This is a genomic window from Paenibacillus maysiensis (genome assembly GCF_000520815.1).
GTDB lineage: Bacteria > Bacillota > Bacilli > Paenibacillales > Paenibacillaceae > Paenibacillus > Paenibacillus maysiensis.
Map to the genome: position 1 here is coordinate 17,753 of NZ_ASRY01000011.1, position 10,879 is coordinate 28,631.

The following is a 10,879-nucleotide window of genomic DNA, read 5'->3' on the forward strand; positions in this document are numbered from 1 at the left end:
TGCATCTCCGATTTGGCTTTTTATGTATAAATATAATATATAACATGATACTTTAGAACTATTTTTAGATAAAAACGTGCAAAACAAGCAGCTATTTATCTTTTTCCATAGATTACATCTATAAAATTCATCGGTTTCTGTCGAATAAAACAATGTAGTGATTATCAGACACAGAGGAGCAAGAATATGACTAAAGCAAAACATACAGTTCCATGGTGGAGCAGGTTTCTCAAACAGTTCTATTTAATGAGGACAAAATTAATTGTAGCTTTTATGGCAGTCCTATTGATTCCCAGCATACTAATTGGATACTTTTCTTATCAGGGCGCTACGACGCAACTCAGTCGGCAAATGGGCGGTTCCGTGTACACGAATCTGTATCTGATCCGAAGTAATGTCAATCAGTATGTATCTCCCATTATGAAAGACGTTGACGTGCTATCCACTGAAATCCATTCTGATTCCATTGATTCCAACGAAGAGGCTCTTCAGAAAAAATTGGATGTCATCGTCAAAGCTCATCCCGAATTAGATGCTGCGCTCCTCGGCAATGAGGAAGGACAATACATTCGTACGCCGAAAAAAGAATCAACCGATTATGAGCCCAGGGAGAGACCGTGGTACAAAAATGCGATGCTGCAAAAGGGTAAAGTATTCGTTGGTGCTCCGCTTGTGAGCCCCACGACAGGAAATCTAGCGATTGCTGTATCGAGAACGCTGGAGGACGGTCAAGGAGCTATTGCGTTGAGTTTGAATCTGGACAAGATGAGTCAAAACCTGCAATCTGTTAAGATTGGCGAGCGCGGGGGACTTTTTATTGTTGATTCTAATCATAAAATTGTAGCTGGAGCTGGAACGGCTTTTAAAAATACAGGCAAAAAACCGGCAGACACCATTGAGGGACTTCCCAAAGTAGAGAAAACCGCTCAAAATGATACTCCTTCCATATCACAAATGCAATTTATGAATAGAGATATGCTGGCCTTTACACTCAAGGACCCTGTCACCGGGTGGAATATTATCGCACTATCGGATCTGGAGGATTACAGTGATGCTGCCCAACCGATTTTGAAGCAAAGTCTGATTGTGATTATGATTTCCATACTGGTCGCTGCTGTTATCATCTTTCTCATGATTCGCTCTTTCCTGATCCCGCTGCGAAAGCTGCAAGCAGGAACACGTATCGTCCGTGACGGCAACCTCACCGCACGAGTCAATCTGTCCGGCAAGGATGAATTCAGCGAGCTGGCGCAAAATTTTGACCAGATGACACATGCACTGCATACGATGGTTTCCGAGGTCAACCAAACGTCGTCCCGACTCGCGTCCTCCTCCCTGATGATCAAGGAAAGCACGGAGCAAACGACGGAATCCGTACAGCATGTAGCGGAAACGGTTATGGAATCCGCAGAAAATGCGACCACCAGTGCAGAGGCATCCGAACAAACGGCCAATGCCGTCGAGGAAATGGCGAAGGGTGTCAGCACCATTGCGGAATCGGCAAGCTCCATCGTAGATTCAGCAGGACAGACTGAGCATGACGTAGCCAAAGGTAGCCAAATGATCGGTAGCGTACGCACACAGATGGACCGCATTCTGGAAGCTGTGACCCAAACAGCCAGCCTGATGGATGAGCTGTCACAGCTCTCTGACGATGCAAAGCAGATGAATAGCGCGATTGCTGCTATTGCCAAGCAGACCAACCTGCTGTCGTTGAATGCGTCGATTGAAGCCTCCAGAGCAGGCGAAGCCGGGCGTGGATTCGCCGTAGTAGCCATCGAGGTTCGCAAGCTATCGGAGCAATCCAAGGAAAGCGCGGATTCCATCAGCCAGATCATTACACAGATGCTCGATCTGATCCAGCGTTCCACGGCTACGATGAACGGTAATGTCCGTAACCAAGTGGGCGAAGGACTGCGTATTAGTCAAGATGCAGAAGGTGCCTTCACGAATATTGAGCGCTCCACCTCTCATATTGTGGAACAGATTCAAAGCGTATCCGCAGCCGCTGAACAAATTTCGGCCAGTACGGAAGAGGTTTCGGCTACTGTTACCCATCTGGCAAGCCTGTCCCGCAATTCGGCGGATAGCTCACAGACGACCTCCGCAGCCGTTCAGGAGCAAATGGCGGCGATGGAAGAAATCGCTTCTTCCTCTCAGGAGCTGTCCAACATGGCGCAGGATTTGCAAGAGCTGGTGAAGCGATTCAAGATTTAGTTTCTGCGATACATCTGCACCTGTTCAACCTATAAAAGCCTTCGTCCGTATACAAATTTACGGGCGAAGGCTTTTATTATGTTAGGCTGTTGGATGATATCTTAATACTTGGCTCAGATGCTCATCTGTCCTGTCAACTGGCGGCGTCTATCCCCTTCAGGGTCGTGCTCCACCTTAATATCCTGATGGAAAATAGCTGTAGTCCGCTCTTCCCTGTCGTACATTGGCCAAGCCCCCTCCGACAGCACAGGCTTCCCATCACGTGCAAAAGCAACCCATGCCTGCTGCATATCTTGAGCCAGCTTCTGCATAGAGGGATGAACGTCCAATCCGAGCTTACCTAGCAGCTCCAGATTATCGAAAACAAACGCAATTTCTGCACCGTGAACCGCTTGTCCAAAGGTAGGATGCCCCGGCAATGTCCAGTCAAAACGGTACATCCACACCGGGGCATGTACAGCTTGTGCAACCGCCAGAGCCAGCGCAGGCCGCCAGAAGAACAGATCCGTTAGCATTTGCGCCTGTCCCTCAATTGTAACCGAAAAAGGTTCTATCAGGTCGCCAATGTCTGACATGCCCGTCATCATTTCCAATGTCTGGCTCGCCATCGATTTGTTCATCAGATGGGATTCCTTGCGGATAAAGTAAGCACCCTCATGCAAATTCGTTCCGATCAGAACGGATACCTGCTTGGCTGATCCTTTGGCAATCGCAGATAAAGGTACGTCAGGCAAGGTCACACCGTCCACGACGGGTTGATAGCGCATCGCCAGCTCCGGGCCGATCATTTCATGCGTCTTGGCCATGGCAAGCATGAGCGCCTCCGTCGGCAGCGTAAACAAACGTTCCGGATGCAGGGTGTCCACCCCCAACTGCTGGAGATACGCAGCCGTGACTTGCTCAGCCTGTGAAGTCGGTAACACCTGCGATGCACCGCTCTGCAAAATAGCACGCCGGAACAGGCCCTCTGCGGCCGGCATAGCCAATAACGCGGCAATACTCATAGCTCCCGCTGATTCACCGAACACCGTCACCTCGTCCGGGTTACCGCCAAATGCGGCGATATGGTCCCTGACCCATTCCAAGGCAGCAATCTGATCCAGTAGTCCCGCATTAGAGGTGAGGCCATTTCCCCTTGGAGTCAGATGCAAAAATCCTAACGGTCCCAACCGATAATTGAGCGTAACGACGACAACATCGCCATTTTCCGCCATCCGTGCCCCATCATATAATGGAACAATTCCCGACCCGGTTACAAAGGCTCCGCCGTGAATCCACACCATCACGGGTCGTCCCTTTGCAGGTGCCTTCGAAGCAGGCGTCCAGACGTTCAGGTACAAGCAGTCCTCCGACTGCTCAGGCGGCTCCACCAGATTCCCGGTCATACTCTCAGCAGATGGCATAGGCTGCGGACAGATCGGCCCAAAGCGCGTTGCATCTCGTACCTCTTCCCAAGGCTTCAAAGGCTGAGGCGCGTGAAAACGCAGTTCCCCCACAGGAGGCTGTGCATATGGGATGCCCTTCCATACATGATATCCACTCACCGTTTCCCCACGAAGCTGACCCAGGCGGGTATGTACTGTAATACTTTCCATATATCAAGTCTCCTTTAACCTGTATGTTCAGTATTAAATATTCAACACAGCGTTATATCAATCATTTCATATTTCTATTATACCCTTTGCGCAGGCCCAAACCAAAAATCGAACAAAGCTAATCCAAAATCAACAAAGCCAAACACAAAAAAATGCCGGGAACGCTTTCTACGCTCCGGCATTTTTATGGAAACAAAAGAGGATAAGCGATTAATCACGAACCTCTTCTTTGGGAATCAGCTTGTATATTTCTTCGCTTTCCATCGAATCAATCAGTCGGTCCAGCCACTTGTAATAGGCCACAGCCTGCTTCATTTTCAAACGATCCTGCTGGAGAACAGCCTTAAATTCCTCATATTCCCCATCCCGCTCCAGCAATCTGTCCAGCTCCTCAATGGCCTTGCGTAGCACCAGCAAGTTCGTTTCAACCGCTTTTCTCCATTTAATAGCAAAGAAGTCTGTGAACGTTTGATGCCAGTCATATTCGACTTCATACAAATCCTTGCGTGAGCCTTTGCTCCACACCTTGTTGACCATTTTCAAATCCAGTAGTGTTCGGACACCGGTACTCATGCTCGTTTTGCTCATTTCCATTTCACGGCCCATTTCGTCCAGCGTCATCGGTTTATCCGCAAAAAAAAGCAAGCCGTACAAATGCCCCGTAGATAGAGTGATCCCATACAAGTCCATATTTTTACCTATAGCTTCTATGACACGTTTGCGAATTTTTTGCAGCGAAGCCTGCTGCTCATCACCTAACTGGTACAAGCTCATGCTTGCAACCTCCTAATTTTAGAGCATTTTGCCTAAGATCGTATGAACGACTTTTACCCGTAACCGATTGGCTTTGACGCAACACATGAAATCTTTCAATTAAAAATGAAATGTTTCAAAAACAAAGCTTCTGTCTATATTACAACAGCATGGGTCGTTCAAAATCACAATTCGCAAAATTTCTAATGATAGTAAACTTTTAAAATTATGGATATATATTAATCTTTTGCTTATGGTTATATTTCATTGTCTATTTTAAAAAAAGAGCTATCGGTTGTAAAGTTCCGGATGTTTGAGCATTCTAAAGAACAAAGGAGCATATGGCAGGAAACTTTGTACAGTTTTTTCTGTACGTACTTTATGAACAGTTTTTTTGTTTGAAAAGTAAGCAATGCTTCTGTTACAATTAATTTTGTCATTAACCGTTCAGGATGTTCAAAATGTTGATTTTTATACTCATTCCTTAATGTAACACGGGGTTAATACCAAGCAAAGTATAGAAAGAAGAGGTGTATGTATGACGATTTTGGAAGTCAAAAATGTCAGCAAACTCTTTGGTCCTCACGCAGAGCAAGGTGTTCCGCTTCTGGAGCAAGGCTGGGGCAAGGAAAGGCTGGCGAAAGAAAAACAAATTACCGTTGGTGTCAATAAGGCCAACATGGAAATTAAGCAAGGTGAAATTTTCGTGATTATGGGCCTCTCAGGCAGTGGCAAGTCCACTTTAGTGCGAATGCTAAATCGCTTGATTGAGCCTACCTCCGGTGAAATTCTGGTCCACGGCAAGGATCTCCGTAAGATGAACAAAGAACAACTCCGCGAAGTTCGCCGTAAAACCATCAGCATGGTTTTTCAAAAATTCGCCCTGTTCCCACATCGGACTGTATTGGAAAATGTAGAATACGGCCTTGAAATACAAAAGGTAGAAAAAACGAAACGCCAGGAAAAAGCACAGCAAGCGTTGGAACTGGTTGGTCTTAAAAACTGGGGCGATAAAATGCCCGATGAACTGAGTGGCGGTATGCAGCAGCGTGTCGGGCTGGCACGGGCGTTGGCTAATGACCCTGAAGTGCTTTTGATGGATGAAGCATTCAGCGCACTGGACCCCCTCATTCGCCGTGACATGCAGGATGAGCTGCTGGAGCTTCAAGATAAAATGAAGAAAACGATTGTGTTTATTACCCATGACCTGGATGAAGCGCTGCGGATCGGTGACCGGATTGCATTGATGCGGGACGGATCGGTCGTGCAGATCGGTACACCGGAAGAAATTATGATCCAACCGGCTAACTCTTATGTAGCCCGCTTCGTCGAGGACGTGGATCTGTCCAAGGTACTGACGGCTGCTCATGTCATGCTTCGTCCAGAAACGATCACAATGGATCGCGGTCCGCGTGTTGCTCTGGAATTGATGCGGGAACGCGGGATTTCCAATCTGTTCGTCATTGACCGCACCAAGAGGCTTTTGGGCGTTATCAATGCTGAAGATGCTGTCCATGCGCTGCGCAACAATTTGAAAATTGAAGATATTCTCATGACGGACGGACCGCAGGTTGCTGCTGAAACCGTCATTAATGACTTGTTCGAAATTACAAGCTCGTCCAAGGTCCCTCTGGCTGTGGTCGATGACAAACAGAAGCTGTTGGGTGTTATCGTCCGTGGAGCTTTGCTGGGCGCACTTGGCGGAGATGTAACCACCACGAAGGAGGTGAATGTCCTTGATACCGAAACTGCCAATCGCTGAGTGGATTCAGACTATTGTAGACTGGATGGGTATTCATCTGGCCGGATTGTTTAATGTTATTTCTTCTGTTATTGAAGCTGTTGTAGGCTTTTTCTCTGGCCTGTTCATGCTTCCGCACCCTCTGGTGTTCATTGTGATCATCGGGATTATCGCGTTTATGATTGGCCGGGTTCAGCTTACGCTGTTTACCGTCATCGGCTTCCTGCTAATTGATAATCTCGGCTATTGGAGCGAAACGATGAATACGCTCGGACTGGTCATTACGTCCGCACTCGTATCCATTGTCATCGGGATTCCAATCGGGATCTGGTGTGCATATAGCAAAACGGCGTCACGTATTATTACGCCTTTGCTTGATTTCATGCAGACGATGCCTGCGTTCGTATATTTGCTGCCTGCGGTTACCTTTTTCAGCCTTGGTGTTGTACCGGGCGTAATCGCATCTGTTATCTTCGCGATCCCGCCAACCATTCGCATGACGAATTTGGGGATTATGCAAGTGTCGGGTGAATTGGTCGAAGCCTCCGACGCATTCGGTTCAACCTCGGCGCAAAAGCTGTTCAAAGTACAACTGCCGCTGGCTATGCCAACCTTGATGGCTGGTATTAACCAGACGATTATGCTGTCACTATCTATGGTTGTTATTGCTTCTATGATCGGTGCGGAAGGTATTGGTGCCGTTGTTTACCGTGCCGTGACACAGCTGCAAATTGGTAAAGGTTTTGAGGCCGGATTGGCTGTCGTTGTTCTGGCTATCGTGCTTGACCGTTTCACGCAGAACCTGTTCAAACCAGCAAAAAGAGGCAAAAGCCGCGTATCCACCAAACAAAAGGTATGGATTACCTCTGCGGTTACGGCTGTCATTCTGATCGCTGGCGCATCGCAATATTTTGTTGGATCGAACCATTCTGCATCTGGCAAAGGAAACGCTGCTGCCAACCCGGTTGGCGAAGAAGTCGGCTACAAAATTATCGGAATTGATGCCGGGGCAGGTATTATGAAATCAACTGCCAAGGCGTTAAAGGACTACAAATTGTCCGACTGGAAGCTGGTGGAAGGTTCCGGTGCAGCGATGACTGCAACACTGGACAAAGCCATAAAAGCGAAAAAACCGATCATTATTACAGGTTGGACGCCGCACTGGATGTTCAACAAGTATGATCTCAAATATTTGGAAGACCCTAAAAAATCTTATGGTGAGGCCGAGGGTATTCATACGATTGCCCGTAAAGGACTGCAACAGGATGCTCCTATCGCTTACGAGTTTCTAAAGCGGTTCAAATGGACACCGGAAGACATGGGTGAAATGATGGTTGCTATTCAAGGCGGAACCAGCCCTGAGCAAGCTGCCGAGGATTGGGCTGAAAAGCATGCCGATAAGGTGCAGGAATGGACCCAAGGACTGCAGCCTGTCAATGGTGACACCTTCAAGCTGAGTTATGTGGCTTGGGATTCTGAAATTGCCAGCACGAATTTGCTGAAATATATTTTGGAAAACAAATTGGGCTACAAAGTGACCGCGTTGCAAGTTGAAGCAGGTCCAATGTGGACGGGTGTCGCCAGTGGTGATGTGGATGCTTCACCAGCTGCATGGCTGCCATTGACACATGCGGATTATTGGGCTAAATACAAGGATAAGCTCGATGATCTGGGCGCTAATATGACGGGTGTCAAAACGGGCTTGGTCGTTCCAGCTTATATGAATGTTAAATCTATTGCTGATTTACAAGGCAACGGAACTGGTTCGACTGCTCCTTCTGCCGCTGCGGGGGACTTTGGCAAGGAGGTCGGATACCGTATTGTCGGTGTCGCCCCCGGCGACGGGTTGATGAAGCTGACCGCCAAAGCCATGAAAGACTACGGCCTGTCCGACTGGAAGCTGCTTGAAAGCTCCGGGGCTGCTATGACAGCTACACTGGATAAAGCGATCAAGGCCAAGCAGCCCATCGTTGTAACAGGCTGGACTCCTCACTGGATGTTTAACAAGTATGATTTGAAATACTTGAAGGACCCTAAGAAGGCATATGGTGATAAGGAAGAAATTCATACGATTGCCCGCAAAGGCTTGAAACAGGATGCTCCTGTTGCTTATGAATTTCTAAGCCGCTTCAAGTGGACTGCCGAAGATATGGGTGAAGTGATGATCGCCATTCAGGACGGTACTGCCCCGCAGCAGGCCGCCAAGAACTGGGCCGATAAGCATCCAGACAAGGTGCAGGAATGGATCAAGGGCTTGCAGCCCGTCCATGGCGATCCTTTGAAGCTCAGCTACGCTGCGTGGGATTCTGAAATTGCCAGTACGAATGTATTAAAATATGTATTGGAGCAAAAATTGGGCTACAAAGTGACTGCCCTTCAGGTAGAAATCGGCCCCATGTGGACAGGCGTTGCAGGCGGGAGTGTGGATGCTACCGCTGCTGCCTGGCTTCCACTGACGCATGCTGATTACTGGGCTCAGTACAAGGATAAGGTGGACGACATTGGAACCAGCATGACCGGCGTTATGTCTGGACTCGTAGTTCCATCCTACGTACCCATTGATTCTATTGAAGACTTAAAGACGCAATAATATTTCATTCAGCCAGTACGATATAGCACTTAAAACTAAAAGGCAGACCAGGAGTAAGAATCTGATCTGCCTTTTTAATATACATACATATTTAGGGTCGCTCTTAATCTTTTTAGCCTTTAAGTGTAACTCCCTCTTGAGCAGGCACATCGGCATGCTGGTCTGCTGTCTGACGCTGTCTAAAAAATAGCGGATAGATGGCGAAGGATACCAGCAGACTTACACAGCCAATAACGCCAAGCGCAATCGTATCCTTGATAACGAACGTGATATCCAGCCCTTTAAGGGTAATATTGCGTACAGCATCCAGAAAATACGTCAGTGGCAATATTTCAGCAAGCCCCCTCAAGAAGCCGGGCATGGCTTCCAGCGGCCACGTATAGCCTGACAGCATAAAGGAAGGAACGGCAATCAACATGAGGGTTTGGGTCGCATCCACTCTTGTCTTGGAAAAGAGACTGAACAGGAACCCTAAACCACACAAGGCAAAGTTAAAGGCCAGCGACACCAGAATCAGCGGCAGCACCTGCCCCCTGAACGGGATATCAAAGCATAGGGCGCTAATACTGAATACAGTCAGCACATTAAAGGCTCCCGCCACATAATACGGTGTCAGCTTGGCAATCCCGAGTCGCCAAGGGGTATTTTTCCAAGCGGCAAATCTTCCCCAAGTCCCTGCCTCCTTATCCCGCGTACAGGACAACGCAATGCCGAGCAGCAAGCACTGCTGGAGAGCCGCAGAAATGACCCCTAACGGCATGAACAGCTTGTAATCATATACCGGGTTGAACAGCACTCTGGACCGGAACGGGATGGTACTCAGCGTTGAAGCGGCCTGATCGGCGTTCATTCCCTTTTGCTTCATGGAATTGATCGAAACCCCGGCGCTCACGCTACTAATGACCTGATTGGCAATTCGGCTGGCGCTGTTGGAATACATCATGTTACTGCCGTCAATCAGGGTCAGCACGGGCGGGTTCTCCCCATGCTTAAGCCGGGTGGTGAAATTGTCGGGAATGACGATGCCGACCTTGGCTTCCCCGGTTTCCACCTGACGAACCACATCCTCCTGATTGGTGGCATGCCGTGTAACGGCAAACGAATCTGTCACATCGAACGCCTGAATGATCTGGCGACTGAGCTGTGAATTGTCTCCGTCATACACCGTGACAGGCATCTCAGTAATCCGCTGATGAGAATAAAGAAAGCCGAACATGATTGTATACACAATCGGCGTAATCAGCAGAATAGCCATAAAGCGTCGATCCCGGAAGATGCTCAGCCATTCTTCACGAAACACATCGCGGATACGAAGTCTTTCCTGTTGATCCTGCATATTACTGCGCCCCTTTGCCTGTAAACAGAACCGTGGAGCCTGTCGGAACCGAAGCCGCAAGATCAGGCAACGCTACTTTAACGCCAAAGGAACGTACATCCTTATCACCGGAGCTTTGGCTCGGCTTTTGAATAGCGAAGTCGGCAGCCGATTCCAGCAAAATAACTTTACCTTTCAGCTCCTTGCCGCCCGACAGCAGTTTAACTTTCACCGTATCCCCTGCTTGAAGACCGTTCAAAGACGTTTCCGGCACATAGAATTTGGCCCAACGCTGCGTCGAAGTTTCAATCGTATAGACCGGGAAGCCTGCACTGGCCATTTCGCCCAAGCTGAGCGATTTGGATTTTACAATGCCGTCCTCAGATGCGCGTAGCGTGGTGTAGCTCAAGTAGGTCTGAGCTTCCTGAAGGGCAGCTTCCGCCTGAGCTACTTGTGCGTTGGCACCTGCAACCGTCGACTGTGCCTGCTCTACCGTGGATTGCGCCGCCTTCACAGCGGATTGCGCCTGTTCTACCGAAGCCTGTGCGGCTTTGACATCCTCTTGCTGTAAAGTAACCTTACCTGCTCCTGCCTGTGCTTCCTTCACCGCAGCCAATGCCTGACGGTATTGTGCTTCAGCCGCCGTAATTTCTTCCTTGCGGCTTTCC

General features: G+C 48.5%; 7 protein-coding genes. 3 read left to right on the plus strand and 4 right to left on the minus strand.

From position 1 onward, the window contains the following. Positions 1-186 precede the first annotated feature (186 nt). Positions 187-2,217 (plus strand): methyl-accepting chemotaxis protein, encoded by a 2,031-nt coding sequence (locus L696_RS0100815; protein WP_025681949.1) that lies wholly within the window; start codon positions 187-189, stop codon positions 2,215-2,217. A 113-nt stretch (positions 2,218-2,330) separates the two neighbouring features. On the opposite strand, the gene L696_RS0100820 is transcribed toward L696_RS0100815, so the two are convergent. Both L696_RS0100820 and L696_RS0100825 read right to left on the minus strand, forming a co-directional pair. After that, positions 2,331-3,812 (minus strand): carboxylesterase/lipase family protein, encoded by a 1,482-nt coding sequence (locus tag L696_RS0100820; protein WP_025681950.1) that lies wholly within the window; start codon positions 3,810-3,812, stop codon positions 2,331-2,333. A gap of 210 nt (positions 3,813-4,022) precedes the next feature. Next, positions 4,023-4,586: a GbsR/MarR family transcriptional regulator gene (locus L696_RS0100825; RefSeq protein ID WP_025681951.1), complete on the minus strand. Its 564-nt coding sequence runs from the start codon at positions 4,584-4,586 to the stop codon at positions 4,023-4,025. Between the two features lie 517 nt (positions 4,587-5,103). On the opposite strand from L696_RS0100825, the gene L696_RS0100830 reads away from it, so the two are divergent. Then, positions 5,104-6,327: a quaternary amine ABC transporter ATP-binding protein gene (locus L696_RS0100830; RefSeq protein ID WP_025681952.1), complete on the plus strand. Its 1,224-nt coding sequence runs from the start codon at positions 5,104-5,106 to the stop codon at positions 6,325-6,327. Continuing rightward, positions 6,302-8,896: a glycine betaine ABC transporter substrate-binding protein gene (locus tag L696_RS0100835; RefSeq protein ID WP_025681953.1), complete on the plus strand. Its 2,595-nt coding sequence runs from the start codon at positions 6,302-6,304 to the stop codon at positions 8,894-8,896. The genes L696_RS0100830 and L696_RS0100835 overlap by 26 nt, the downstream gene beginning before the upstream one ends. A gap of 112 nt (positions 8,897-9,008) precedes the next feature. On the opposite strand, the gene L696_RS0100840 is transcribed toward L696_RS0100835, so the two are convergent. Both L696_RS0100840 and L696_RS0100845 read right to left on the minus strand, forming a co-directional pair. Further along, a complete protein-coding gene (locus L696_RS0100840) occupies positions 9,009-10,232 on the minus strand; it encodes an ABC transporter permease (protein WP_025681954.1) in 1,224 nt (407 codons plus the stop codon). Between the two features lies 1 nt (position 10,233). Beyond that, positions 10,234-10,879 (minus strand): HlyD family secretion protein (locus L696_RS0100845; RefSeq protein WP_025681955.1); only part of this gene is annotated, 646 nt, incomplete at its 5' end.

Coding starts and splice junctions, on each gene's coding strand:
- L696_RS0100825 (WP_025681951.1), bottom strand. CDS start 4,586: ATGAGCTTGTACCAGTTAGGTGATGAGCAGCAGGCTTCGCTGCAAAAA.
- L696_RS0100820 (WP_025681950.1), bottom strand. CDS start 3,812: ATGGAAAGTATTACAGTACATACCCGCCTGGGTCAGCTTCGTGGGGAA.
- L696_RS0100830 (WP_025681952.1), top strand. CDS start 5,104: ATGACGATTTTGGAAGTCAAAAATGTCAGCAAACTCTTTGGTCCTCAC.
- L696_RS0100840 (WP_025681954.1), bottom strand. CDS start 10,232: ATGCAGGATCAACAGGAAAGACTTCGTATCCGCGATGTGTTTCGTGAA.
- L696_RS0100815 (WP_025681949.1), top strand. CDS start 187: ATGACTAAAGCAAAACATACAGTTCCATGGTGGAGCAGGTTTCTCAAA.